This window comes from Bhargavaea sp. GQ12 (assembly GCF_059758705.1).
This window is the reverse complement of record NZ_JCAXEU010000005.1, coordinates 69,029-93,498: the sequence shown is the minus strand read 5'-3', so window position 1 is coordinate 93,498 and position 24,470 is coordinate 69,029. Positions and strand designations below refer to the sequence as shown.

The following is a 24,470-nucleotide window of genomic DNA, read 5'->3' as shown; positions in this document are numbered from 1 at the left end:
GTCATTCCGCTTTTGCTTCCAGCGCCTCCAGGTAGTCCAAAGCATCATCAATAGTCTTTACCGGCACGATTTTCATATCCGTGCCGATTTTTTCTGCCGTCTCGGCGGCTGTGTCGTAATTGGACCGGATATCAGTCACCCGTTCTCGCATCTCTTCAGTAATCTCGTCATCGGGCGCGAAAAAGATTTCAATCCCTTCCCGATCGGCTGCCATCACCTTGAAGTCGACTCCGCCGATCCTGCCGACCGTTCCGTCTTCACTCATCTCGCCTGTCCCGGCCACACGATACCCCTTTGTCAGGTCTTTTTCCATCAGCTGGTTCATGATCTCGAGTGTGAACATAAGCCCGGCTGATGGCCCCCCGATTTCCTCCGTATCGATTTCAACTGCAGGTTCGGTTTCAATGATGCGCTTGGCCGTGAAACTTACACCCAGCCCTTTCCTTCCCCCGGTACCCGGAATCGTGCCGGGGGTTATTTCTTTTTCGGTTTTTCCGTCTTCACGGACCACTTCCAGGTGTACCGCATTCCCTTCGGGTACCGACGCGACAGCATCCGCGAACGCATCCGCCGAATCTACCGGTACATCCCCAACAGAAGTGATCAGGTCTCCCGCTTCCAATATACCGTCGGCAGCGCTGCCTTCCACCACATCCAGAACAAGGACACCCTCGGTTTCCAGACTGACTGTCTTGCCTGCCCGGCTATAGGCCACGAAGATCGCATTGATCTGCGAGTCCTCCATCAGCTGCTTCTGGCGCAGGTTATACTCCTTTTCGCTTTCTCCATCCCTCCGTACCTGTCCGGCCTTCATGATCTTACGGCTGTCCATGAACCCGGCAACGGCATAGGTCAGCGGGGTTGCCTTCGAGAGGGCGATGGTCATCAGGCTTAAGTTTCCATCATCGTCTTTGTCACCGCCCTGAACGTCAACAAGCGGGGCAAGATCATATGCGCCACCCGGCTTTTGGATGTACATGTCCAGCGGTAACAAAGCCGCTGCCGCGAAAACCAGCATCACTGCAGTTAGCGCAATCCTCTTTACATTGTTCAAAACCGATCCCTCCAAAATAGCCCCGTACCTGCCGGCATATACATAGTTTAGCACCGGCGATGGGCGCATTCAAAACGAGGGAGTCGATATTTCTATGTATACCGTCATTATCTGGTGCCTCATCGCACTGTTTCTCCTTCAGCCCGGCCTTGCGCGGGAAGGGGCCATGTTCGGCATCGACCTGTTCACTGAAGCGCTCCTCCCCTATCTGCTTCCTTATCTGATCCTCACACAGTGGCTGCTGCGGCTGCCCGGGAAGGAACCGAAGGGCAGGACAGGGACCTACTGGAAAACTTACCTGCTGGGGGCTTTCGGCGGATTTCCTGTCGGTGCGGTCTCCGTATCCCATCAGGTAAAAGACGGCCGGCTAACGAAGCGTGAAGGAGCGCTTCTGATCGCAATCTGTCACGCCCCCAGTTCGATGCTGCTGATTGGCTACGTCGGGAATGAACTGTTCGGCAGCGCACCTGTCGGCTGGCTGCTCATGGCAGTCATCCATGGGCTTAATCTCGTCTTCCTGCTGATCCTATCCTTACGCGCATCACTTGTCAGGGAGCAGCATCATGTTTCTTCGGACAGCCCAAAAAGGAGGAAGGGATCGCCCCTTACCGAGAGCCTGAAGGAGAGCTCCCAGACGATCGTACTTGTAGCTACTACTGTCGTCTTTTTTTCGGCCGTCGGGACTGTAGCCGCCGATCTGCTGGCCAGGCTGAGCCCGCTCGACATGAACACCGCCGGGATGGCTGTGTTTCCGCTGTTTGAAATGACTGCCGGTCTCCAGACTGCCCATGATCTGTTTGCCGGCATGAATCTTCATGCCGCACTGACTGCTCTGATCCTCTCGATGAACGGGCTGAGCATCCATCTCCAGGTCGCGGTCATTGCACGGGGTGCAGGAATTTCCATGAGATGGTACGCTGCTGCCCGCCTTGCGCATATGCTGATCGTCCCGCCCGTGTTCATGCTGTTTTTGTTGCTTTGAACAGGGCCCGGACAAAAAAACGCCCGGAACAGCCTCTGTGGCTCTGCCGGGCACTTTCAATTGTCGGAAACGGTCATTGCCGGATTTCCCTGATGTTGTATTTCTCCCTCAGCGCCTGTTCGACAACCGGCGGAACAAGGTCTGCAGTGTCGGCTCCGTACTTCGCCACTTCCTTGACGATGCTTGAACTGAGAAACGAATACTGGTTGTTAGTCATCATGAAAAAGGTCTCGATCTCCTCTTCAAGCACCCTGTTCATCGAGGTGATCTGCATCTCATACTCAAAGTCCGATACCGCCCGCAGACCCCGGACGATTGCAGTTGCGCCGACGCCTTTGGCATAGTCGACGAGCAATCCGGAATACGACTCGACTTTCACATTGGCGATATCAGCCGTCGCCTCCCGGATAAGTCCGATCCGCTCATCCACTGTGAACAGCGGATTTTTGGATGAGTTGTTCAGTACGCAAACCCGGATTTCACCAAAGACGCGCGAAGCGCGCCTGATGATGTCCAGATGGCCATTTGTCACCGGATCGAAACTTCCCGGCACTACCCCCATTTTACCCATTAGTCTCCCCCTCGCCGGCAGCATTCCGATAGATCGTGATTACGGTGCCGCCATATACAGATTCTTTCTCTTTGATGGATTCTCCGAAGCTGTCCGGCAGCGATACCGAGCGGTCATGTTCGCAGACGATGGTGCCCCCGCGGGCAATGAGGCCTGCTTCCGCGAGCTCCCCGGCCAGCTTATAATATGTATCCCGCGCGTATGGCGGATCCAGGAAGAGCAGGTCGAACGGCTCCCCTTTGGCTATAATCCGGCGGACAGCCTGCCGGGCATCCGCCCGGATCAGTTCCACCCGGTCATCATATCGGCATTTTGCCACATTCTCAAGGATGGCCGCCTGTGCGCGGCGGTCTTTTTCGATCAGCACCGCCCGGTCCATCCCCCGGCTTAGCGCCTCGAGTGCAAGCCCCCCGCTGCCCCCGAACAAATCCAGTACGCGGCCCCCGTCAAAATAAGGCCCGATCATATTGAATACGGATTCCTTGACCTTGTCGGATGTCGGCCGGGTATCTGTACCGGATGCAGATTTAAGCTGCAGCCCCCTCCGTTCACCGGATATGATCCTCATCTTTTCACCTTCCTGTTTTACGCTTTTCCCCGCTCTGCCGTATGATAGGATAAGCAGAGAAAGGAGGACCCGTATGAATACACAACGATTTATCGAACTGGGCGAAGGGCTTGGTGACATCTTTGAACTTTGTGAGCTGATCCGCACTAATACCGGACGCCTGCACCGCGCCTTCATCTTCACGACCGGCGACGGCGGCGTCCTTTCTCCGGCCGCCGCCTTTGATCCGGCTGGTGAAGGCAACTACATGCCCATCTACATCTGCCGCGAAGGCATCCGGGGAAGCGGCGGGGAAAGCGCCCGCATCACCCGTTTCCGTGAAGCCGCTGCCGCTGCCGGCGCAACTCCTGTCACCGTTGAAGTGCGCCGTTCGACGGACTTCTCCGACCGCGACCAATATTACCGGCATATCACCGGTATTCTTCGGCTCAACCATCTGATTCCGCCGCTCGGCTGATTCAGAGGCCGCCCTTGTAATCATACTCCTTTGCCTTATCGGGCTTGGCATTCTCGAATTCCGTTTTGATGAACGGTTTCATCGAGAGCTGTACCGACCTGACGTACTGGAGTTTTTCGAGTTTTTTGGCCGTTGCATCTGCATCGTCAAGATCACAGTACAATACGGCATACTTCATCCGCTTGGAGATATACTGGACATGCCCGTATTTTCTGAGCGCCTTCACCTGTTTCAGATGATGAAGGTGGACGACGATTCCGCGCCGTTCAATCATGATCATCCCTACTTTCCTAACATACAGAATACCACACGCCGGAAAAAAGGGGCAACCGGCCGGAGGCTGACATTGAAATCGGTTTCTTTTATACTGGAGATAGTTTTTTGGGAAACAGGGAGGGTCAGCATGACAAAGAAAAGAAAAGTAGCCATGACGGTTGCGGCGGCTGGTGCCGCTGCATGGGCCGGTTCAAAATTCTTATCGAAGCCTGAAGGCCGGTCACCCGTTCCCGCGTTGGATTATGACGTACCAATCATCCTCGCCCACCGCGGAGGCGCCGGTCTGGCACCCGAAAACACGATGGCCGCTTTTGAACATGCCGCTGAACTCGGTGTCCACGGATTTGAGATAGATGTCCGCCTTACTAAAGATGAGGAAGTGATCGTTTTCCACGATGAGACCCTCGGAAGAACATCCGACCTGGACGGCCATCCGGGCGACTATGTGCTGTCGGAACTTGAAGAAGCCGACCTTGGCTACCATCATGCAGGCAAAGACGGTACTTATCCTTTCAGGGGAAAAGCTGGCGGTGCCGTCCCGCTCCGGAAGCTCCTGGAAGCCTTTCCGCATATGTTGGTCAACATCGATATGAAAGATGCGCCGGATACCTATGAAGGCGGGCTTCTTCCGTCGAAACTCTGGCGTGTCATCGAAGAAGCGGATGCGCGGCACAGAGTGGTTGTCACGAGTTTCCATGACAGCCAGATCGACCGTTTCAACCTGTATGCCAGAAATCAGATTGCATTGGGTGCCGGAGAGCAGGAAGTGCGCCGTGCCTATCTGGCATTCGCGAGCGGTTTCGGCCACCTCTATCAGCCAAAGGCGGATGTTTTCCAGATTCCGGTCCGTTCGGGAATGTTCCCGCTCGATCTTCCGCCTTTTATCCGTTTTCTCGGGAGGCTCAATATCCCGGTCCATTACTGGACGATCAACGACCGCTCCACTATGGAACGGCTGATTGCAGCCGGCGCCAAGGGAATCATCACGGACCGCCCGGATCTTGCGGCAGGACTTGCAGGCGGACCGGAAGAAGAACCCGGGGACCCGGCTGACGGCTTGGGGTAGATCCCGGATCATCATATTCCTGAAAAAAAGGAGATGCCGCAAGGCTCTCCTTTTTCTATTGGCTAGTAAATAATGATAATAAAAGAAAGCCTGTTTTTAAGATAAAGTGCTGTTGATTTCCGTTACGGATGGAGGCTTTCCGCGGGGAAGGCTCAGGCAACGCCCGCGGACAAAAGAAAAAACTGCAGACAAAGGAGCCATACACTCACTTTGTCTGCAGTCTGAGGAGATGCCGGCCGGCATCTCCTTTTCTTTATTCAAGCACTGCAGGAGCAGCCGCCGCCCGTTCCGCAGCTGCCGCCGCAAGCTGAGTCGGACTCAAAGAACGGATTGCTCACAGGAACCTTGACCGATTCGGAAACGGTTTTCCCGATCAGCAGGCTCACTTCGTCCAGAAGGTCCTGCAGATCATTCTCGGCAACTTTAAGCGCGGCCACCTTGTCATTCAGGTCGAGATCGCGCTTTTTCACACGGACTTCCTTCATGACAGTGGTGTAGTCGGGGTGATAGCGGCCAAACCGCTGGACCTCTTCATACTGCTCCTTCAGTCTTGCAAAATCAGCGATCTCCTGCACAAGGCCGGGATCGGAATAAACTCTATGATGGGCAAGCCGGTAAATCTCCGCCTCTTCGGAAGAGACGATCATCCGGCTGAGCAGTTCGGACTCTTCGATGACACGGAGCCATTCGTCGGTCATCATCATGGTCATCACTCCATTCCACCCCCATCATACCAGAATCTGTCGCTCATTTGTACTCTGTCATCCTGATCCGTCCTGTCCGGAGATGCTTCTCTTTCCCCGAGAAAACGGAGCGCTGTCCTGAAGTCGGAAAATGGCCTTGTGGAAGAGCCTGATATCTGAATTGCCTCATGCCCCTTCCCTGCAATCAGAACAATATCACCCGGTTCGGCTTCGCTGATAGCGCCGCAGATCGCCTTTTCCCGGTCGGCCTCCTCCCTTATTACGGCAGAAGAGTTCTTTGTGCCTTCCAAGATATCCGCAATGATCTTATGCGGATCCTCGCTTCTCGGGTTATCCGACGTTACCCATACAGAACTGGAGTACTCCCCCGCCACCCTGCCCATCTCGGGGCGCTTTTCTCTGTCCCGGTCGCCCCCGCAGCCAAATACTGTGATCATTCTGCCCGTGCATACGGAGGATAATGCCCCGAGGACCGCTTCAAGCGCATCCGGCGTGTGGGCATAATCGACAAATACGCGTATGCCGGCCCGCGCAGCTTCCTGCATTCTTCCCTCGGGCAGTGCCAGGCGGCAGGCATGCCTGCACAAGTCATCCAACCCGAATCCTGCGGAACATAGTGCAGCAAAAGCGGCAGCGGCGTTTTGACGGTTGTGCCTGCCTTCCACCGGTGCAGGGACATCAACCCGAATCCTGTCTTTCCAGACTGTCCAAAAACCTGATTCTTCTTCGAGAATGCATATATGCCCTTCACCGCCGGGCTTCTCTCCGAACGTCAACAAAGGCTCCATGTCCCCCGAGGCACCGAGGACCAGCGGATCATCAGAGTTGATGATCATCTGCCCGGCCAGTCTGCACAATCTGCCTTTTGCCCGGATATAAGATTCTTCTCCCCCATGTTCCGCGTGATGATCCCTTCCGATATTAAGGAAGATTCCATAATCGATGCTGCAATGGTCGAGACGCTTACCCGACAGTCCCAGAGAGGAGGCTTCCAAGGCTACATGAGTGACTCCTTCATCCACGCAGTGCCTGAGCACTTTGTGGAGGGTTGCCGGCGGCAGGGTCGTCATCGGCGGAATCTTTAGTGGAGCTTTTGTTCCGTCAATCCAAACGCCGAGCGTGCCGATCACCGCGGCACGGACCCCGCAGGCTTTCAGCATCTGACCGATAAAACGCGTGGTCGTTGTTTTCCCGTTGGTTCCGGTAACTGCAAAGATCGTCAGTTCTCTGGACGGATGACGATGGAATGCCGAGCAGGCATAAGCCAGGAAATCAGCGGCATCCGCAACCGAGATGGCTGTCACACCCTGGGGTAGCGCAGGCGGGCGGATCCTGTCCGTGACAATTGCAGCAGCCCCGTTCCGTAAAGCTTCAGGAATATGATCCAGCCCGTTTTCCTTGCGGCCGACTCTTGCCACAAACACCGATCCCGGGATAACCTCGGAAGAATGATCCGTCACGCCGCTGATTATTGCCCGGAGGTCCCCGCCCTTTGCCGTGCACGGCCAGTTTTTCAGCAGCTCGCATAATTCAATCATGCCTGACCCCTTCCCGAACATTTTTGTTCCGAGCGAATACATTATGTTGGAGTACCCTCCATCGTATGTAGGACGGTGGTTGAATGACACGAGGAAAGATGGTGGCGTAGTTCGATGATCATTCAGAAATTCGGCGGAATCGCCATGAGGGACAGCTGCACAAGAAAAGCATGCATCCGTCATATCAGAAGGGCGATCAGGGAAAATGGCAAGGTCGTCATTGTCGTCTCCGCCATGGGGAGGGCCGGGGATCCCTACTCCACGGACAGCCTGCTTTCCATCAGCGGCGCTCTCGGGATTTCGCCGCATGCGCAGGACGTCGCAGCAGGTTGCGGAGAGCTTCTTGCTTCGGCGATCATGTCCGCGGAGCTTGAAAAGGAAGGCATTGAAAACGAGCTGATCTATGGCAGCCGATCAGGAATCCTCACAGAAGGCCCATTTGGCAGTGCTGATTTGAAAATGGAATTGGAACCGTTCTACCGCATATGGGGAGAACGCAATGTCGCCGTCGTTCCCGGCTTTCAGGGAACCGGCCTCGACGGTCGGATCCGGACAACCGGAAGGGGCGGCAGTGACCTCACTGCAGTCGTTCTCGGGGAAATGCTCGGAGCAGAACTTGTCGAGTTTTTCAAAGATGTACCAGGTGTCCTTGAAACAGACCCCGCAATAAACCCGGATGCGAAAAAGTTTGAATCGCTTACTTATGCGGAACTGCTCCCCCTTCTCGGGACTGAACGTCCCGTCATCCAGAAAAAAGCGGCACTGTATGCCGCGAAGGCATCCGTGCCGCTTCATATCCGCAACTTCGCCGATGAACTTCCGGGTACATTTGTTTCCGGATAATCGGCATCACTCAGATGAGCCGGCCGGTTCCTTCCGGTTCAGGAAAAGATGCGAATAGACTTTATTGGATACACCGGCTCCCTGCCGGTTGTATTTGCGATTGTAGATGAGGTCGCGGTGTTCCGGTGAATTGATCCAACCGTGGACCGTCTCTGCAGCATCCAGGTAATCGGCTGCCAGATTTTCACCCGCCTCGGTGTAATCGATGCCGGCAAGCTTAAGCTGATCGGACAACGGGCCGTTACCTTCTTCGGAGCGGCTGCCCCTCGACGCATACACGGCGCGTTCACGGGCGATTCCCGAGGCGCTGCCATCCTCCTGCAGCGGAGGAAGCCCGTCATGTTGCCTGAATACATTGGTCAGTTCCATAATCTGTTGCTCGGCCGCCCGATCCGCTGCGATCTGCACCGCAGATGACAGCGGCTCCGGCGCGATCAGACGCCCTTCGTATGTCATCTCGTAGGGCTGATGCAGGACAAGCACCCGGGGGGACAGAAAACGCACCGCCATGACTTCCCCTTTTTCCCGATCGGCATAGACCTGGGCGAAGATTCCGTCATATGCGACAAGCAGCCGTTCCTCCAGATCATCGCCGTTCATGGAGAACAGGTAGCGGTCAGTTCCAATCTCGATGCTGACCTCAGGCTCGATAATTGTATATCGGAAGATGTCCTCCACCGGTTCCCCGATGCTGTACGGACTCACATCGAGTTCAAGGCCTGCTGCATATATCTGATTGACCGTACCGTCACGTACGCCTGCCATCATATACGTTTCCGGTTTATTGCCGTATACCCACCATTCATAGCCATACATGGACGGCTCGATCCTGTCGGGGGGACCAAAGCGTTTTGTCAGATTCCCTGTAGGCTCCCCCACCAGAACAGAAATTCCGGAGTCCGGCCGGCTTATCGATTCTTTCCCGGGAGAAGGCGCCCCTTCTCCCGGCATGGCCGTATTCGGCACAGGCGAGATCAGCGGATCATTTTCCTTTGTGCCCTGCGTCGTAAACAGGATGACGACCGTTATTGCGGCGAGAACCAGCAAAAGCCTCAATACGAATTTCAATCAAAAAACTCCTTGGTCTCTGTATATTGGGACCATTATAACAGTGCGGCGACTTTGGACACAATGTTGTCATTGCAACTGTTTTCCCGTTGTTCTATCATAGATGGGTATACGATGGAGACAGACTGCACCAAAGGAGGCGTACAGAACATGTATTTTGAAAACACAGGCATCGAAGGCGTTGCCGCCGATCTTCAACTACTTGATGACATTATGAACAAGCACGGCCTCATCCGTGCCGAGCAGTGGGACTATGAGCGGGTGAGCTATGATAAAAAGATCGTCATTAAGGAAGGCACTTACTATCTCCGCATCTTTGGGTTCACAACCGACGGTGATGTCGGCGCACGCGAAGCCATCATTAACCTGAAAAAGCCGGTGATCGGCAAGCACTACTACCCTCACGGTGTTGAATACGGAGAAGATGAACACTTCCCAGACTATCTTCTCGAAAGCTGCACGCAAACACTGCTCGCACTTAAAGAAGATCTGAAACCGCACGAACTCCAGGCCTGACCGGCCGGCCCCGCCAAGAAAGCGGGGCTTTTTTTGTTGAATCTCTGAAAAGACCTCAATTTCACTGCTATTCAAACATCTTTTTGTTGTCTATAATAAATGTACTAACAATCTGGGAGAGACCTCATTCATGGGAAAATGGCTGAACCGCCGCACCGTCACAATCTTCTTTCTCACAATCATCACTTTACTGATTGCCTTCATCATTTTGCCGATCTCTCTGCCGCTCATTTTCGCTCTGATCACGGCTATTCTTCTCGAGCCGCTCGTCAGAATGACGATGAACCGTTTTAAATGGAGGAGAAAAACAACCGTCATATCGGTATTTATCTTCTTTCTTCTGCTGCTGGCCCTATTGTTCTACTTTACCGTGACCCAGCTTGTCGGCAGGCTGATCAACTTTACAAAGTCCGCACCAGATACATTCAATGCCATCGCCGGAGCCTGGATCGATATGCAGGACAAGATGTTCAACTACACGGAAGGCATGCCGCTTGAAGTGGTGGAGTCCATCCAGAACGGCATGAACCAGCTGATCGAATCGGCACGTGATTTTCTTCTTGCCTTTGTCAACTATGATGTAATCACCGGCCTCCTCACCGGCATCCCAAACTTCCTGGTCAGCCTCCTGTTCTATGCAATCGCACTTTTCCTGTTCATGCTCGATCTTCCGGGCCTCAAGAAAAAAGTTTTCAATCTGCTGACGGATGAAACATCGCAGAAAGTGAAGCTGATGACAGACCGCCTCAACCGGACCGTATTCGGATTCATCAAGGCGCAATTTCTCGTCAGCCTGATTATCCTGGCGGCTACGTTTGTAGGGCTGCTGATCATCAAGCCGGAGTATGCGATCCTGATGTCCATCATTATCTGGATCGTTGATCTGATCCCGATTCTCGGTTCGATCATCATCCTCGCGCCATGGTCCATTTACCAGTTCGCCATCGGTGATGCGGCCGAGGGTACAAAACTCGCCATCCTTGCTCTCATCCTCCTCGTCATCCGGCGTACTGTCGAGCCGAAAGTGATGGGCGAGCAGATCGGGCTCTCCCCTCTCGCCACTTTGATTTCCATGTTCATCGGCCTGAAACTTTTCGGTTTTCTTGGGCTTTTCATCGGGCCACTGTTCGTCATTCTCCTTACTACGGCCCGTGATGCCGGCATCATCAAAATGGAATTCAAGATTTGACTCAGGAAAAAAGACCATGTGGAATGAGAATAGAAAAAAGCCATCATCCTTCAAAAGGGTGATGGCTTTTTCTCTGGACCGGCAGCATGTTTCGCTTCAGGATCCGAGAATTGCTTTGAACATGGAAGTCGTCTCTCCGCCTTCATAAAATACGTACAGAAGAAGATAGACGGCAACGCCGGTGATGGCGGTGAAAAACCAGATGATGCTCGTAATGGGCCCGATCTTGCGGTGCCGCGGAAGGATTTCCTTCAGCCCTGTGTAGATCGACACAATCCCGAACACGGCACCTGTCGTCGCCAGGAAGATGTGGAAGACAAGGAAGACCGTATAGTAGATTTTCAGGTCATCCGGGCCGCCAAACGCTGTATTTCCGACAAACAGCGTCCTGGATACATAGATGATAAAGAACAGGAGTGCAGAGACTCCTGCAGCCAGCATCGTCTTTTTATGGGCTTCCACTTTCCGCTTGCTGATGAGCGACCATCCGATGGCAACAAGAATCGCGCTCAGGACGATGAAGAAAGTGCTGATGGTCGGTAGGAACGGCAGTGACATATGATGTTATCCCCCTATTGTCTGCGGCTCAGCTATACATGGAAAGCCGCTTGCGTTCAAGCAGTTGTTTTTGTGTGAGTTCGTCCGCGTTGTCACGCTCGTGACGGAACCAGCTCAAGAAAATCTTCCCGAGAACCACCCCATAGATGATCTCCTGAAGAATCTTCATGATGACTCCGCCCATCTGCTGATCGTACAGGATCGGCATGTTCGTGAACACTTCCGGACCCGACAGGCCGGTTCCGGACAATGCGCTGAGGGTGGAGGCCGGAACACAAAGGGCCATCGACATCAGCCAGGCTTCCCCGCTCTGGTAAGTCTCGTAGACGGGTGTGTCGACGAAGATGATCAGTGCACACGCGGGAGTGATCAGAATGGCGCTGGAGATGATGTAGGCGATCTTGTGAAGGCCTTGTTTCAGCCTTGGTGCAAAGTCACTGTCATTGAGGAGCGGCCACCATAGGCAGAGCGCTGAAATGAACAGCGTTATCGAGAAGAGCGCATGAAGCGGGATGCTGAGCTTGATCGTATCCAGGATCATCGGAAGGTGATACACCGAGAACATTGCACTAAACACGATGACACTGATCAGCGGTTTCGTGATCACACGGAGAATGTGGCCAAGAACCGGCAATGCGAAGACCTTTCTCCAGATCCATACCGGGATCCCCTTAATGAGGAAGGGAGCCGCAATCAGGAGGAGCACGGCCATCTGCACCATGTGCATGCTGAACAGAATATGTCCGAGAAGATCAATCGGCGATCCTTTGGTCACATAGACGAGCAGCATACCCGCAGAGAAGTAGATCAGTTCACTGCGCGAAAGCGACTCGCTTCCTTCAAAGCGATCACGCCATTTGACAGTGATGGCCAGGTACACGAGAAACAGGACGACAAGCGTCAGGAAGAAGTATGGGCTCCAGAGTGCCCGGAAACCGAATATGCTAATTGGCACCATTGCCATCGCTCCTTTTAAAGGTCTCTTATCATTATAAGCCCGCAGGGAAGGCATATCAATGAACGAACTATGACACCTGCCGTCGGGCAGCTGATACAGCCGACAATCCTAAAAGAAGCATAGACCTATTTCCAATAAAAAAACATCCCGGAAGCCTCTTTGCTTCCGGGATGTTTCAGCATTACCACCAGATGATTGTTACAAACGTCAAGACGGTCAGGAATGCAATGAGAACTCCGCCGTACATGAAGAATGCTACCAACCCGTGGCCTTTTTCGCTCATGTGCATGAAATAATACAGTTGCAGTCCGACCTGCACCGCTGCAAGGAGCAGTACGACCGGGATGACGAAGTAAGCAGAGAAGCCTGCCTGGACAGCCGCGAAGGAAATCAGCGTCATGAAAATCATGAGCGCGAACATCATCAGCTGGCTGCGCATCAATCGGTCGGAACGGCGCTTCTTGTATTCGAACTCGGCCGGCGTCTTTTCAATAATCTCGATATCGTGTGCCATCTTAACCGACCACTCCCATCAAGTAGACTACCGTGAAGATGAATACCCAGACGACGTCAATAAAGTGCCAGTACAGTGAGAATGTGTAGTACTTGGTCGCATTATACAGGTTGAGGCCGCGTTTCGCGTTCCGCAGGATCAGAAGCGTCAGCCAGACAAGGCCGATCGCAACGTGAAGTCCGTGCGTACCGACAAGCGTGTAGAATGCCGAACTGAAAGCACTGTTGCCGTAAGTGAATCCAAGGTGGATGTAGTGATAGAATTCGTACACTTCAAGCGCGAGGAAGCCGAGACCAAGGAATCCGGTGATTGCCAGCCAAAGCTGCATAGCCTTGAAGTTATAGTTTTTCATATGGTACATCGCATAGACACTTGTCAGGGACGAAGTCAGGAGCAGCATGGTCATGACAAAGACAAGCGGAAGCTCGAACAGTGTTTCTGTGCGGAACTCGTTCCCATCAGGAACAGAGTTCTTAAGTGCCAGATACGTCGCAAAGAGCGTGGCGAACAGAACCGTCTCTCCTCCGAGGAAGAGCCAGAAGCCAACAAACTTGTTCTTGGCTTCCATCGTGGCCGTCTCTGGGTGATCCGGCCAGGATTGAGGTGTGAATTTAGTATTCAGGTCCATCAGTCACGCCCCCTTTCGATGCGGCGGATTTGATCTTTTGTTACATAGTAGCCGAGGTCATCCTTGATCGAACGGATACCCATCGTCAGGAATGTGAACGCAAGTCCGAAGATCAGGACCGGGAGACCCCAATCGTGCTCAAGGCGGTACATTGCACCGAATCCGGCGATGAACAGTCCGAGCGTCATGAAGAACGGAATGATTGAACCGTTCGGCATGTGAATATCCGTGACCGGTTCCGCTGCAGTATAGCCGTTGTGGCCTTCCTGCTTTTCAATCCAGTACGAGTCCAGACCGCGGACAAGCGGTGTCTGGGCAAAGTTATAGAACGGCGGCGGCGAAGGAATCGCCCACTCGAGCGTACGGCCGTCTTCCCAAGGGTCGTTGCCGACACGTTCGTTTTTCGCAGTCGTGATGATGACGTTGATGATCAGGACGATCACACCGATCGCCATCAGTACCGCACCGATCGTGCTGATCAGGTTGAACAGGTTCCAGCCCTGGCCGTCCATATACGTCCATACGCGGCGCGGCATCCCCATCAGACCGAGGAAGTGCTGCAGGAAGAACGTCATGTGGAAGCCGATAAAGAAGAACCAGAATGTAATCTTGCCGAGCTTTTCGCTGAGCATCGTACCGAACATCTTCGGCCACCAGTAGTGTGTCGCTGCAAGGATCGCGAGGACAACACCACCGACGATGACGTAGTGGAAGTGGGCAACGATGAAGTACGAATCATGGAGCTGGTAGTCAAGCGGCGCAGCACCCTGCTGGACGCCGGTGACCCCGCCCATGACGAACGACGGGATGAATCCGAGTGCATAAAGCATCGGTGTCGTGATTTTGATGCTTCCGCCCCAGATGGTCAGAAGCCAGTTGAAGATCTTGACCCCTGTAGGAACGGCAATTGCCATGGTGGCAACAGCGAAAATTGCGTTCGCTGTCGGCCCGAGACCGACCGTGAACATGTGGTGGGCCCAAACCATGAATCCGAGGAACCCGATGAGGACGGTCGCGAAGACCATCGCCGAGTAACCGAACAGACGCTTCCGTGCGAAGACCGAGAAGATTTCGGAGAAGATCCCGAACGCCGGAAGAATCAGGATGTAAACTTCAGGGTGGCCGAAGATCCAGAAGATATGCTCCCAGATGATCGTGTTTCCGCCCATCGTGTGGTCAAAGAAGTTCGCACCGAACATCCGGTCGAATGTCAGGAAGAAGATCCCGACTGTGAGCGGCGGGAATGCGAACAGGATCAGCGCAGATGCCACGAAGGTTGTCCATGTAAACAGTGGCATACGCATGTAGGTCATACCCGGGGCACGCATGTTAATGATCGTGACGAGGAAGTTGATCCCCGCCATGAGCGTACCCGCACCTGCGATCTGCAGGCCGATCGCATAGAAGTCGATCCCGTGACCGGCCGAAGCGATCGACAGGGATGCGTAGGATGTCCAGCCTGCATCAGGTGCAGCGTCCAGGAACCAGCTGAGGTTCAGGAACAGTCCCCCGAAGAAGAACATCCAGAATCCAAGGGAGTTGATGAATGGAAACGCAACATCACGCGCCCCTATCTGAAGGGGGACGATGGCGTTCATAAATCCGAACAAAAGCGGCATCGCGGCCAGGAAGATCATCGTCGTTCCGTGCATCGTGATCAGTTCGTTAAAGAACCCCGCACTGACGAAATCGTTGTTCGGTATGAGAAGCTGAAAACGGATCAGCATGGCTTCAATACCGCCAAGGACGAAGAAGAACCCGCCGCCGATGAGGTAAAGGATACCGATCTTCTTATGGTCGACTGTGGTCAGCCAATCCCACAGCGTCGCGCCGAACCCTTTCTTTTGTTCGACTGAATTCGAAACAGTTGTCACTGATATTACCCTCCTTTACCGGTACCTTATTCTTCTACTTTCAGATCAAGCAGATAATCTGCGATGGCATCAAGATCCTCATCCGACAGTTGGTCGAAGGCAGGCATCAGGTTGCCAGGCTTGTATTTTTGGGGATCCTTGATCCAGTCGATCGTGTTTTGCTTGTCGTGCTCGAGGAAGCCTGCAACACGGTTACGGTCACCGAAGGTAGCAAGGTTCGGAGCCGCCGCACCGCTTGTGCCGACACCGGAAACCGCGTGGCAATAGAGACAGCTGTTTGCAAATGCAGCCTCGCCCGCATCTGCGGAATCAGGGTTTGCTGTTGCGCCTTCAGTTTCCTGCATGGCTGCGACCCAGCCGTCGAAATCATCAGGACTCAATGTCTTGACCTTGAAGTCCATAAGTGCGTGGGAAGGTCCGCAGAGTTCCGCACACTTCCCGTAGAAGACTCCGTCTTCAAGCCCTTCGGATTCCTTGTCGAATGTCAGGTAGAACTTGTTGACGTTCTCGACGTTCGTATCAAGCTTTCCGCCGATGGCAGGAATCCAGAAGGAGTGTTTGACGTCAGAGGAAATCAGGTTAAAGTAAACTTTTTCACCTGTAGGGACGACGAGTTCCTGAGCAGTGACGATGCCCTGTTCAGGGTATTCGAATTCCCACCAGTACAGCTTTGCCGTGACGTTGACAACGAGGTTTTCCGCATTGCCTTCATCGTCCGTGACTTCCATCGCCGATACATCACCCAGTTTGTAGGTGTAGTAAACGGTCGGGACCGCCATGATGATGACGAGAAGAATCGGGATCGCTGTCCAGATGAGCTCGAGCTTGTGGCTTCCTTCCACGTCTTTCGGCATGTGGTCGTCACCCAGCTTCTTGCGGCGGAACTTAGCAAGAGCGATGAAGTAGATGGTGAAGACAACGATCATGACAAGAATCATGATTCCGGTCGTCAGGAGCAGGAGATTAAACTGATCCTGTCCGACTTCTCCTGCCGGAAGAAGCGTCGAGAGGTATTCTTCGCCGCAACCCGACAGGATGATGGTGAGGGCTGCCAGCAGCGTTACAAGGCGCCATTTCTTGAGTCCTTTCATCATCGATTAACCAAACCTCTCTTTCATAGATGTTTTCAAATATGAGGACGGAATGCCCAATTATATGATGAATTCTTGTCAAAGAAAGAATTCCGTAATCAGATGATGACCGCGAAGATGATCATCGAGACGAACAGGATCGTCATGTAGTTCAGGGAGTACACGAACATGCTTGTTGCCCACTTGATGTCGTCTGCCGCCCTGAAGCCTTTCAGGGCGATAAAGAGCCAGCCTGCATTCAGTGCCGTGGCGAGGACGATGAACGGCCAGCCAAGCTGAGGAAGCAGGAATGGGAGCGGGAATAGTACGAGGACCCAGGCGAGCATCGATTTCTTCGTCCGGGCGAATCCCTTTACAACCGGAAGCATCGGGATGCCAGCCGCCCGGTATTCCTCTGTTCTTCTCATTGCGATCGCATAGAAATGAGGCGGCTGCCAGGCAAACATGATCAGAAATAGTGCCCATGCGCCGGGTCCCAGAGCGGGCTCGACGGCGGCCCACCCGATCAGTGGAGGAATGGCGCCGGAAATACTTCCGACAATCGTGTTGCTGACATGTTTTCTCTTGGACCACATCGAGTAGAGGACGACATAGCTGAAGATGCCTGCGATTCCCCATATCCCGGCTGTAGTGCTCGCGGAAAACAGGAGAATTTCCCCGATCAGCAAGAAGCTGACCGACATGGCGAATACTGTCGGAGCCTTGAACCGTCCTGTGACGGTAGGACGCGATTTCGTCCGGGACATGACAGGATCGATATCCCTGTCGATCAGGTTGTTCATCGCCGCGGAACCCGCAACGATAAGGCTGGAGCCGATTACGACATAAAACAGCAAGTCCAACTCGTCCAGAAAGTGCCGGCGGGCAAACTGGATTGCCAGGAAGAAACCGGTAAACGCCGTGATGACATTTGAATTGACGATGCCGATCTTGATGAGCGCCAAAAAGTCCTTCATAAAGGAAGCGGATTCAGCTTCCGCCGCTGCTGCATGCGCGGTGCGACTGTTTGTCATGAAACCCCTCCTTTCGAACTGCCGGCAAGTTCCGCTACCCCTTAACTATAGCTGAATTACGGGGTGAATTCTATACATATCCCTAATTTGTCGAATGATAGCGGACTGCCCGTATAATAAGTTGACAGCATATCTATAGTAAAGCATTTGCGAATTTCATTTGTGAAGCCTTTGAGCCTTTTTTATGAACAAATTGTGAAATGGAGTGCCCCCGGGTGTTCCATCCTAGGCTGGTCGTTGTTTTTGCCTTTCGTTTCCGATATCATCAGTTAAGCGACACCGTCATCAAACGGTCCAGAATTCTTAAAGAGGTGTCATTATGCAGCACAATCGAACACTGAAATGGATCGCCGTTGCTTCGACGATCGGGATGCTCGCCATCCTTCTCGGCGGCGCGCTCGTTACGAAGACGGAAAGCGGAATGGGCTGCGGCAGGCACTGGCCTGGATGCAACGGCGAACTGATCCCCACTGAGATCAACGCAGAAGTCCTGATTGAATTCTCCCATAGGCTCGTCACCGGAGCGGTCGGGATTCTCATCGTCATCTTGTCCGTCTGGGCCTGGCGCGCACTCGGACATATTCGCGAAACGAAGTTTTTGTCGTTCATGGCCATCTTTTTCCTCGTCCTGCAGGCACTGATCGGTGCGGCGCAGGTTCTCTGGGGACAGGGTGACTTCATACTCGCGCTCCACTTCGGCATTTCTCTCATCTCCTTCGCTGCCGTCTTCCTGCTGACGCTCCTGATCTTCGAGGTCGACAGGAAGTTCGACGCAGAGAATGTGAGGATCGGCAATAAACTGAAATGGCATACGATCGGTGTGACACTTTATTCATATCTTGTTGTCTATACCGGAGCGCTTGTGCGCCACACCGATTCCGGACTGGTGTGCCGGGACTGGCCGTTTTGCCGGAACGACGATATAGGCCTCCCTACGAACATGCATGAATGGGTGCAGATGGGCCACCGGCTGGCCGCCCTTTTCATCGTCATCTGGATCGCCTACATCTTCTTCCACGCGTGGAAACATTACCAGAACCAGAAAGTTGTCAGCCGCGGCTGGATGATTGCGTTCATCCTCGTACTGACACAGGCGTCTACGGGCATGCTTGTTGTGCTTACACGCCTTAACCTGGCCGCAGCGCTGGTCCACTCACTGGTCATCTCGCTGCTGTTCGGTCTCCTCTGCTACATGATCCTGCTCGTCTCAAGAAGCCGTCATTACGAGAGCCGGCCAAAATCATAAGCGAATAGCTTCAAGTTCCGGGCCGCAGACAAATCCGTCTGCGGCTTTTTTTCACGAAAAAACTGCAGCAATTGCCGAAAACGGCATTTGCTGCAGTTTTTGATATTAGTCTTCGTCCATCTCGATCAGGAGATCACCCGTAGAAATGGCATCCCCTGCCGAGACGTGAATTTCCTTGATGGTGCCGTCGAATGGTGCCTGGACGGTCGTTTCCATCTTCATCGCCTCTGTAATGAGCAAGTGCTCGCCGCGTTTGACCCGGCTGCCCCGGTCGATTGCGACTTTCAGGACGGTGCCCGGCATCGTGGCACCGATGTGTTTGCTGTTGCCCTTTTCCGCCTTTTTCCGCTGAACGTGATCGGTTTCGGCAGAAGCATCGTCGATGCAGACCTCACGCGGCTGGCCATTGAGTTCAAAGTAGAGGTTCCGGGTTCCGTCCGGCTGGACTTCACCGATCGAGACAAGCTTGATGATCAGCGTCTTCCCTTTCTCGATTTCCACTTCCACTTCTTCGCCCAGCTTCAGCCCGTAGAAGAACGTCGGCGTGTCCAGTACGGATACATCGCCGAATTTTTCCGCCTGGACCGTGTAATCTTCGAACACTTTCGGATAAAGCGCATGAGCCAGGAGGTCATGCGAGGAAACCGGACGATTCAGGTTCTCGAAAAGCTGGTTTCGTGCACCCTCGAAGTCGAACGGTTCAAGCAGTTCTCCCGGACGGACCGTGAGCGGTTCCCTCCCTTTCAGGATGACTTCCTGAAGTTCTTCCGGGAAGCCGCCGTATGGCTGGCCGATTTCTCCACGGAAGAATTCAATGACCGAATCCGGGAAGTCGATCGAACGCCCGCGCTCGATCACCGTTTGTTCGTCCAGGTTGTTCTGGACCATGAAGAGCGCCATATCCCCGACTACCTTGGAAGACGGTGTCACTTTGACGACATCGCCGAACAGCATGTTGACGCGGCCGTACATTTCCTTTACTTCTTCCCAACGCTCGCCGAGACCGACGCCTTTTGCCTGCTGCTGCAGGTTGCTGTACTGGCCACCCGGCATCTCATGGACGTAGATTTCCGAATGAGGGCTCTTCATTCCGCTTTCGAAGCGGCCGTACAGTTTCCGTACGTCTTCCCAGTAATGGGACAGTTCTTCAAGCGAACCCACATCTGCACGGACACTGCGTTCCCTTCCGGAAAGGGCATAGGAGAGTGACGAAGCGCTCGGCTGGGAAGTCAGCCCGGCCATGGAACCGAGAGCCGTATCGACGATATCCACTCCGGCGTCAATCGCACGGGAGTACATGAAGACCCCGTTGCCGCTCGTGTCATGCGTATGAAGATGGATTGGAAGGGACACTGTGTCTTTCAGCTCGGAAACCAGGCGGTATGCCGCTTCCGGCTTCAAGAGGCCAGCCATATCTTTGATCGCGAGAATATGCGCGCCGGCATCTTCCAGTGCCTTTGCCATCTCTTTATAATAAGCGACTGTATATTTTGCCCGGTTATCGTCCAAGATGTCCCCGGCATAGCAGATGGCCGCTTCCGCAACCTTGCCGGACAAGCGGGTTTCATCGATGGCGACTTCCATCTGCTTGATCCAGTTCAGACTGTCGAAAATGCGGAATACGTCGATGCCTGCATCCGCAGATTTCCTCACGAATTCACGGATGACATTGTCCGGATAGTTTTTGTAGCCGACCGCATTCGAGCCGCGGAACAGCATCTGGAACAGGACATTCGGGATTTTCTCGCGAAGTTTGAGCAGCCTGTCCCACGGGCTTTCTCCGAGAAAACGGTAGCTGACGTCGAAGGTCGCGCCGCCCCACATCTCGAGCGAGAATGCATCAGGCATGAGACGTGCGGTCTCGTCAGCGATATCAAGCAGGTCATGCGTCCGCACTCGGGTGGCAAGTAGTGATTGATGTGCATCACGGAATGTCGTGTCGGTCAGCAAAACATCATTTTGCTCCAGAATCCACTTGGCAAGCCCGTCAGCACCACGCTCGTCTAGGATCTGTTTTGTACCCGGCTTTGGAGGAGCCGCCAGGTCCAAGGATGGTTTGCGGGCAGGATGGAACACCGGCTTCGCTTCCTTCCCGATGCCCGGGAAGCCGTTTACCGTGACATTCCCGATATAGGTAAGAAGCTTGGTTCCGCGGTCTTTGCGTGTCGGGAAGATAAAGAGGTCCGGCGTCTCATCGATAAAGGCGGTGTTGTAATTGCCTGTCAGGAAATCGGGATGCTTGACGACGTTTTCCAGGAACGGAATGTTCGTCTTGATCCCCCGGATCCTGAATTCCTGGAGGTTCCGCTCCATTTTCGCGGCTGCTTCCCTGAACGTCATGCCCCAGGTGGAGACTTTGACCAGCAATGAATCGTAATGCGGTGTAATGACCGCACCCTGGAAACCGTTTCCTGCATCCAGGCGTACGCCGAAACCGCCCCCTGACCGGTAAACCATCAGCTTCCCGGTATCAGGCATGAATTGGTTTAGCGGATCTTCTGTCGTGACCCTTGACTGGATCGCATAGCCGAACAGGGGAACCTTGTCCTGCGCAGGAATCCCGGTTTCCGGATCATCCAGGCTCCTGCCTTCGGCAATATGGATCTGGGAGTGGACGATATCGATGCCCGTCACCATCTCGGTGATGGTGTGCTCGACCTGAATGCGCGGGTTCACCTCGATAAAGTAGAAGTTGTCCCCGTCAACGAGGAACTCCACCGTGCCGGCATTGATATAGCCCGCATTTTCCATGAGCCGGACCGCCGACTCGCATATTTCTGCCCGAAGTTCGTCCGAGATGGTGATGGACGGCGCGATTTCAACGACTTTCTGGTGGCGTCGCTGGACCGAGCAGTCGCGTTCATACAGATGGACGACATTGCCGTATGTATCTGCGAGTATCTGGACTTCGATATGCTTCGGCTTGTCGAGAAACTTCTCGACATACACATCGGCCGACCCGAATGCCGCTTTTGCTTCGGATTTGGCACGTTCGAACGCTTCAGCTGTTTCATCCGCAGAGCGGACAACCCGCATTCCGCGTCCTCCCCCGCCAAGCGCCGCCTTGATGATGATCGGGTAACCGTTCTGTTCCCCGAATGTTTGGACATCTTCAAGTAAAGAAACAGGGCCGCCGCTTCCCGGAATGACCGGCAATCCGGCCTTGACCGCCTGATCGCGGGCTTTGACCTTGTCGCCGAACATATCCAAATGGGATGAGCGGGGCCCGATGAAGACAATGCCTTCTTCTTCACAACGCCGTGCAAACTCCACATTCTCCGACAGGAAGCCGTATCCCGGATGGATGGCGTCTGCCCCTGAGTCTTTCGCGATTGCGATGATCCCCTCGATATCCAGATAAGCATCGATCGGCTTTTTCCCTTTTCCGACCAGATATGCTTCATCCGCTTTGTAACGGTGGAACGACCCGCTATCCTCCGCCGAATAAATGCCGACAGTGCGGATTTTCAGTTCCGTGCATGCCCGGAAAATCCGGATCGCAATTTCCCCCCGGTTCGCAACCAGGATCTTCTGGATTTTCCCCATTACCCCATCTCCTTCATCATCATTGTTTCGATTCGGTTTTAACGAACATGGATACATTCAGCAGTATCCCTATACAAAATGATAACAGGATTAAAGAGGTTCCGCCATAGCTTATAAACGGAAGCGGAACGCCGGTCAGCGGCATAAGCCCGGTCATCCCCCCCAAGTTTACGAATGTCTGGAAGCCGATCAGGCTCCCGATCCCTGCTGCAATCATGCGCGCTTGCGGGTTGCTCGTCTTTAGCGCGATGCTGATAGCCCTCATCACGATGAAGCCCAGGCCGCCCACGACAATCAGGACGCCGAGGAGACCCAACTCCTCGGAAATGATGGCCATGATGAAATCTGTCTGCGGCTCGGGAAGATAGCCCATTTTCTGGACGGACTGTCCGAGGCCGAGCCCTTTCAGGCCCCCTGCCCCGATCGCCAGGTATCCGTTGATAATCTGGAAACCTGAACCGAGCGGATCCTCGAACGGATCCATGAAGGTACTCAGCCTTGCCAGCCTGCCTTCCGTCAGCAGCTGCTTTCCGCTCACGACTGCAACCAGTACAAAGAGGAATGCCGCCGCGATGGCGAGTCCTGAAAACTTAAAGAACGTCTTCGGCCGCATGCCGCTTGCCGCCATGACGGAGACTGCGGTGACGAGAAGGATCATTGTTGCGCCAATGTCCGTTTCCATCATGATCGAAAGGACGGCAACCGCCAGCAGGATGACCGGCGGGAAAACAGAATTATTCAGGTCATCGATCGTATTCTGCTGCAACTTCTTGGCAAAGAAGCCCGAGAAGTAAAGGATAAAAGCAATTTTCGCCACTTCCGAAGGCTGGAGGTTGATCGGGCCCAGATTAATCCAGCTTCTTGCCCCCGCCTCATCTCCGAATCCGATAAAGTGAACGGCTAGAAGCAAACCGAAAGTCACGAACAGCATCATCGCCATAAACCCTTTTCGCTTATAGTGCTTGAACGGTATAAATGCCCCCACTGCCAGCGCGGGCAACGCGACACAGACGTTGATCAGCTGCCTCTTATAGAAATGATCCGCATCGAATCCGTAGCGGTTGACCGCCCAGACCATACTCGCGCTATAGATCATCACAAGCCCGAACAGGCAAAGGGCCAGATAAACGAAAAAAAGTGGAAAATCAAAATTCCTTATATACCGTTTTAAGTAAGCTTTCATCAAAATTCCCTCAATCTTTCCTAAACAAAAAACTCAAACCGGCAACCGTGTTTGAGTTTTTTGGGTTATTTCTTCGTATATGCATCATGCAAAATCGAAAGTTCACGCTCCAGGGAAGTGAGAATCTCTTTCCCCTGTTCACGATCAATCAGGCCCAATTTTGCTGCGAACTCGATTTCTCGGGAAAGCCCGAACATCTGTGTATCAAGCACTTCTTCATAAAGAGGGCATTGCGGCATCGTCAAATGATCCATCTGGACTTTGATCAGCTGGGCGATTTTTTCCGCATCCGCCTGAAGAAGTTCCAATGCCTTTTCATGATACGCAGATTGAACATTTGTATCCATGAAGCCGCCCCCATCAGCAGGTTTTCTGCTACAGTATATCTATTAGAGTTTATCTTTTGGGAGCAGAAATTGCAAGCACCCTTCATAGGAACGCTTCCGGACGCGAAGGGTTCCCTCTTTTGCCGGAAGCTGCTTTGCTGTAAACTGAACATGCGACTGACTGGAGGAGATACATGATGATCATCATTCCAATACAGGGAAATTGCAAGTACCGCATCTCTCTGGATCCGACGACCTGGATCTTTGATGACCGGAAACTTGACCTGAAGACATATTTTGTCGAGGAAAAAGCTGAGAAAGACACAATGGGCGATTATATCAAGGCGACTTCGAAACATTGGTCGCGTGAGCTCATGGAAGGCGCAAAAACCGAAGAGGAGCTGGGGAAGCCAAAAAAGAAATTCAAAAAACAAGAGCTTCTCAACGGCACGTTCGGCATTGTCCTGGAACCTTTTTTGAAAAACGCCGAGCCTGAAGCCGATGCCGAAACCGTGGTTTTCACAGACCGCGAGGGAGGCGAACACCGCTTCCCGATCAAAGACGCCTACGAAATGATTTTCCAATTCAGCAAGGAAGGCAAGCCGCTCGGCGAGGAAGGTCCCGCTTTCCTGATCATGCCGGACGGTTCCAATATGGAGGATCCGATCAAGGGAATCCGCTCCATCGCGTTTGTGTAAGGA

Annotated in this window: 25 protein-coding genes; 8 read left to right on the top strand and 17 right to left on the bottom strand. The window is 53.5% G+C overall.

The features are described from left to right. Nucleotide 1: 1 nt before the first annotated feature. On the bottom strand, nt 2-1,054 hold the full coding sequence (locus tag AC6CHQ_RS06460) for a SepM family pheromone-processing serine protease (RefSeq protein ID WP_251239110.1): 1,053 nt from the start codon (nt 1,052-1,054) through the stop codon (nt 2-4). A 94-nt stretch (nt 1,055-1,148) separates the two neighbouring features. Here AC6CHQ_RS06460 and AC6CHQ_RS06455 point away from each other — a divergent pair, with 94 nt between their 5' ends. Beyond that, complete coding sequence (locus tag AC6CHQ_RS06455; RefSeq protein WP_251239109.1) at nt 1,149-2,036, top strand: hypothetical protein; 888 nt, start codon at nt 1,149-1,151, stop codon at nt 2,034-2,036. Between the two features lie 73 nt (nt 2,037-2,109). On the opposite strand, the gene coaD is transcribed toward AC6CHQ_RS06455, so the two are convergent. Then, on the bottom strand, nt 2,110-2,607 hold the full coding sequence (gene coaD / locus AC6CHQ_RS06450; RefSeq protein WP_251239108.1) for a pantetheine-phosphate adenylyltransferase: 498 nt from the start codon (nt 2,605-2,607) through the stop codon (nt 2,110-2,112). Next, nucleotides 2,600-3,295, bottom strand: coding sequence for a 16S rRNA (guanine(966)-N(2))-methyltransferase RsmD (rsmD, locus tag AC6CHQ_RS06445; protein WP_285858855.1), 696 nt, complete (start codon nt 3,293-3,295; stop codon nt 2,600-2,602). The genes coaD and rsmD overlap by 8 nt, the downstream gene beginning before the upstream one ends. Between rsmD and AC6CHQ_RS06440 the strand changes: the two genes are divergently transcribed. Continuing rightward, entirely contained in the window at nt 3,249-3,632 is a 384-nt protein-coding gene (locus AC6CHQ_RS06440; protein ID WP_251239106.1) for a DUF7147 family protein, read from the top strand. The genes rsmD and AC6CHQ_RS06440 overlap by 47 nt on opposite strands. Before the next feature lies 1 nt (nt 3,633). Here the strand turns inward: AC6CHQ_RS06440 and AC6CHQ_RS06435 are convergent, their stop codons facing one another. Then, nucleotides 3,634-3,906, bottom strand: coding sequence for a YlbG family protein (locus tag AC6CHQ_RS06435; protein ID WP_251239105.1), 273 nt, complete (start codon nt 3,904-3,906; stop codon nt 3,634-3,636). 129 nt (nt 3,907-4,035) lie between these two features. Here AC6CHQ_RS06435 and AC6CHQ_RS06430 point away from each other — a divergent pair, with 129 nt between their 5' ends. Beyond that, nucleotides 4,036-4,974 (top strand): glycerophosphodiester phosphodiesterase family protein, encoded by a 939-nt coding sequence (locus AC6CHQ_RS06430; protein ID WP_251239104.1) that lies wholly within the window; start codon nt 4,036-4,038, stop codon nt 4,972-4,974. A 257-nt stretch (nt 4,975-5,231) separates the two neighbouring features. Here AC6CHQ_RS06430 and AC6CHQ_RS06425 read toward each other — a convergent pair whose 3' ends face one another. Both AC6CHQ_RS06425 and AC6CHQ_RS06420 read right to left on the bottom strand, forming a co-directional pair. Beyond that, complete coding sequence (locus AC6CHQ_RS06425) at nt 5,232-5,678, bottom strand: YlbF/YmcA family competence regulator (RefSeq protein WP_251239180.1); 447 nt, start codon at nt 5,676-5,678, stop codon at nt 5,232-5,234. 5 nt (nt 5,679-5,683) lie between these two features. Beyond that, the gene (locus tag AC6CHQ_RS06420; RefSeq protein ID WP_251239103.1) at nt 5,684-7,216 is read right to left on the bottom strand and encodes a UDP-N-acetylmuramoyl-L-alanyl-D-glutamate--2,6-diaminopimelate ligase; all 1,533 of its coding nucleotides are present in this window, start codon (nt 7,214-7,216) and stop codon (nt 5,684-5,686) included. Nucleotides 7,217-7,330: 114 nt separating this feature from the next. On the opposite strand from AC6CHQ_RS06420, the gene AC6CHQ_RS06415 reads away from it, so the two are divergent. Then, complete coding sequence (locus AC6CHQ_RS06415) at nt 7,331-8,059, top strand: amino acid kinase family protein (RefSeq protein WP_251239102.1); 729 nt, start codon at nt 7,331-7,333, stop codon at nt 8,057-8,059. A 6-nt stretch (nt 8,060-8,065) separates the two neighbouring features. Here AC6CHQ_RS06415 and AC6CHQ_RS06410 read toward each other — a convergent pair whose 3' ends face one another. Then, nucleotides 8,066-9,127: a CAP domain-containing protein gene (locus AC6CHQ_RS06410; protein WP_251239101.1), complete on the bottom strand. Its 1,062-nt coding sequence runs from the start codon at nt 9,125-9,127 to the stop codon at nt 8,066-8,068. A 150-nt stretch (nt 9,128-9,277) separates the two neighbouring features. On the opposite strand from AC6CHQ_RS06410, the gene AC6CHQ_RS06405 reads away from it, so the two are divergent. Together AC6CHQ_RS06405 and ytvI are read left to right on the top strand one after the other, a co-directional pair. Beyond that, on the top strand, nt 9,278-9,643 hold the full coding sequence (locus AC6CHQ_RS06405) for a YugN family protein (protein WP_251239100.1): 366 nt from the start codon (nt 9,278-9,280) through the stop codon (nt 9,641-9,643). A gap of 130 nt (nt 9,644-9,773) precedes the next feature. Then, nucleotides 9,774-10,832, top strand: coding sequence for a sporulation integral membrane protein YtvI (gene ytvI, locus AC6CHQ_RS06400; RefSeq protein ID WP_251239099.1), 1,059 nt, complete (start codon nt 9,774-9,776; stop codon nt 10,830-10,832). Between the two features lie 96 nt (nt 10,833-10,928). On the opposite strand, the gene AC6CHQ_RS06395 is transcribed toward ytvI, so the two are convergent. The 7 genes from AC6CHQ_RS06395 to cyoE form a co-directional block, all read right to left on the bottom strand. After that, entirely contained in the window at nt 10,929-11,390 is a 462-nt protein-coding gene (locus AC6CHQ_RS06395) for a DUF420 domain-containing protein (RefSeq protein WP_251239098.1), read from the bottom strand. 28 nt (nt 11,391-11,418) lie between these two features. Further along, entirely contained in the window at nt 11,419-12,345 is a 927-nt protein-coding gene (gene ctaG, locus AC6CHQ_RS06390; protein ID WP_251239179.1) for a cytochrome c oxidase assembly factor CtaG, read from the bottom strand. Nucleotides 12,346-12,529: 184 nt separating this feature from the next. Then, nucleotides 12,530-12,862, bottom strand: coding sequence for a cytochrome c oxidase subunit IVB (gene ctaF, locus AC6CHQ_RS06385; RefSeq protein ID WP_251239097.1), 333 nt, complete (start codon nt 12,860-12,862; stop codon nt 12,530-12,532). A gap of 1 nt (nt 12,863) precedes the next feature. Then, on the bottom strand, nt 12,864-13,490 hold the full coding sequence (locus tag AC6CHQ_RS06380; RefSeq protein ID WP_092049161.1) for a cytochrome (ubi)quinol oxidase subunit III: 627 nt from the start codon (nt 13,488-13,490) through the stop codon (nt 12,864-12,866). Next, nucleotides 13,490-15,364, bottom strand: coding sequence for a cytochrome c oxidase subunit I (gene ctaD, locus AC6CHQ_RS06375; RefSeq protein WP_251239096.1), 1,875 nt, complete (start codon nt 15,362-15,364; stop codon nt 13,490-13,492). Before ctaD ends, AC6CHQ_RS06380 begins: the two co-directional genes overlap by 1 nt. 26 nt (nt 15,365-15,390) lie before the next feature. Then, the gene (gene coxB, locus AC6CHQ_RS06370) at nt 15,391-16,458 is read right to left on the bottom strand and encodes a cytochrome c oxidase subunit II (RefSeq protein ID WP_251239095.1); all 1,068 of its coding nucleotides are present in this window, start codon (nt 16,456-16,458) and stop codon (nt 15,391-15,393) included. A 95-nt stretch (nt 16,459-16,553) separates the two neighbouring features. After that, nucleotides 16,554-17,468, bottom strand: a complete 915-nt coding sequence (cyoE, locus tag AC6CHQ_RS06365) for a heme o synthase (protein WP_251239094.1) — start codon at nt 17,466-17,468, stop codon at nt 16,554-16,556. Nucleotides 17,469-17,787: 319 nt separating this feature from the next. Between cyoE and AC6CHQ_RS06360 the strand changes: the two genes are divergently transcribed. Continuing rightward, a complete protein-coding gene (locus AC6CHQ_RS06360) occupies nt 17,788-18,714 on the top strand; it encodes a COX15/CtaA family protein (RefSeq protein ID WP_251239093.1) in 927 nt (308 codons plus the stop codon). 105 nt (nt 18,715-18,819) lie between these two features. Here AC6CHQ_RS06360 and pyc read toward each other — a convergent pair whose 3' ends face one another. The 3 genes from pyc to AC6CHQ_RS06345 all read right to left on the bottom strand — a co-directional run bounded on the left by pyc (nt 18,820) and on the right by AC6CHQ_RS06345 (nt 23,790). After that, complete coding sequence (pyc, locus tag AC6CHQ_RS06355; protein ID WP_251239092.1) at nt 18,820-22,260, bottom strand: pyruvate carboxylase; 3,441 nt, start codon at nt 22,258-22,260, stop codon at nt 18,820-18,822. A gap of 19 nt (nt 22,261-22,279) precedes the next feature. Continuing rightward, nucleotides 22,280-23,443 (bottom strand): FtsW/RodA/SpoVE family cell cycle protein, encoded by a 1,164-nt coding sequence (locus AC6CHQ_RS06350; protein ID WP_251239091.1) that lies wholly within the window; start codon nt 23,441-23,443, stop codon nt 22,280-22,282. Nucleotides 23,444-23,508: 65 nt separating this feature from the next. Continuing rightward, on the bottom strand, nt 23,509-23,790 hold the full coding sequence (locus AC6CHQ_RS06345; RefSeq protein WP_251239090.1) for an Fpa/YlaN family protein: 282 nt from the start codon (nt 23,788-23,790) through the stop codon (nt 23,509-23,511). Nucleotides 23,791-23,963: 173 nt separating this feature from the next. Between AC6CHQ_RS06345 and AC6CHQ_RS06340 the strand changes: the two genes are divergently transcribed. Next, nucleotides 23,964-24,467: a peptidyl-prolyl cis-trans isomerase gene (locus AC6CHQ_RS06340; protein ID WP_251239089.1), complete on the top strand. Its 504-nt coding sequence runs from the start codon at nt 23,964-23,966 to the stop codon at nt 24,465-24,467. The last annotated feature ends 3 nt before the right edge of the window (nt 24,468-24,470 follow it).

Coding starts and splice junctions, on each gene's coding strand:
- AC6CHQ_RS06455 (WP_251239109.1), top strand. CDS start 1,149: ATGTATACCGTCATTATCTGGTGCCTCATCGCACTGTTTCTCCTTCAG.
- coaD (WP_251239108.1), bottom strand. CDS start 2,607: ATGGGTAAAATGGGGGTAGTGCCGGGAAGTTTCGATCCGGTGACAAAT.
- AC6CHQ_RS06440 (WP_251239106.1), top strand. CDS start 3,249: ATGAATACACAACGATTTATCGAACTGGGCGAAGGGCTTGGTGACATC.
- rsmD (WP_285858855.1), bottom strand. CDS start 3,295: ATGTCACCAAGCCCTTCGCCCAGTTCGATAAATCGTTGTGTATTCATA.
- AC6CHQ_RS06435 (WP_251239105.1), bottom strand. CDS start 3,906: ATGATTGAACGGCGCGGAATCGTCGTCCACCTTCATCATCTGAAACAG.
- AC6CHQ_RS06430 (WP_251239104.1), top strand. CDS start 4,036: ATGACAAAGAAAAGAAAAGTAGCCATGACGGTTGCGGCGGCTGGTGCC.
- AC6CHQ_RS06425 (WP_251239180.1), bottom strand. CDS start 5,678: ATGATGATGACCGACGAATGGCTCCGTGTCATCGAAGAGTCCGAACTG.
- AC6CHQ_RS06420 (WP_251239103.1), bottom strand. CDS start 7,216: ATGATTGAATTATGCGAGCTGCTGAAAAACTGGCCGTGCACGGCAAAG.
- AC6CHQ_RS06415 (WP_251239102.1), top strand. CDS start 7,331: ATGATCATTCAGAAATTCGGCGGAATCGCCATGAGGGACAGCTGCACA.
- AC6CHQ_RS06405 (WP_251239100.1), top strand. CDS start 9,278: ATGTATTTTGAAAACACAGGCATCGAAGGCGTTGCCGCCGATCTTCAA.
- ytvI (WP_251239099.1), top strand. CDS start 9,774: ATGGGAAAATGGCTGAACCGCCGCACCGTCACAATCTTCTTTCTCACA.
- AC6CHQ_RS06395 (WP_251239098.1), bottom strand. CDS start 11,390: ATGTCACTGCCGTTCCTACCGACCATCAGCACTTTCTTCATCGTCCTG.
- ctaF (WP_251239097.1), bottom strand. CDS start 12,862: ATGGCACACGATATCGAGATTATTGAAAAGACGCCGGCCGAGTTCGAA.
- AC6CHQ_RS06380 (WP_092049161.1), bottom strand. CDS start 13,490: ATGGACCTGAATACTAAATTCACACCTCAATCCTGGCCGGATCACCCA.
- coxB (WP_251239095.1), bottom strand. CDS start 16,458: ATGATGAAAGGACTCAAGAAATGGCGCCTTGTAACGCTGCTGGCAGCC.
- cyoE (WP_251239094.1), bottom strand. CDS start 17,468: ATGACAAACAGTCGCACCGCGCATGCAGCAGCGGCGGAAGCTGAATCC.
- AC6CHQ_RS06360 (WP_251239093.1), top strand. CDS start 17,788: ATGCAGCACAATCGAACACTGAAATGGATCGCCGTTGCTTCGACGATC.
- pyc (WP_251239092.1), bottom strand. CDS start 22,260: ATGGGGAAAATCCAGAAGATCCTGGTTGCGAACCGGGGGGAAATTGCG.
- AC6CHQ_RS06350 (WP_251239091.1), bottom strand. CDS start 23,443: ATGAAAGCTTACTTAAAACGGTATATAAGGAATTTTGATTTTCCACTT.
- AC6CHQ_RS06345 (WP_251239090.1), bottom strand. CDS start 23,790: ATGGATACAAATGTTCAATCTGCGTATCATGAAAAGGCATTGGAACTT.
- AC6CHQ_RS06340 (WP_251239089.1), top strand. CDS start 23,964: ATGATGATCATCATTCCAATACAGGGAAATTGCAAGTACCGCATCTCT.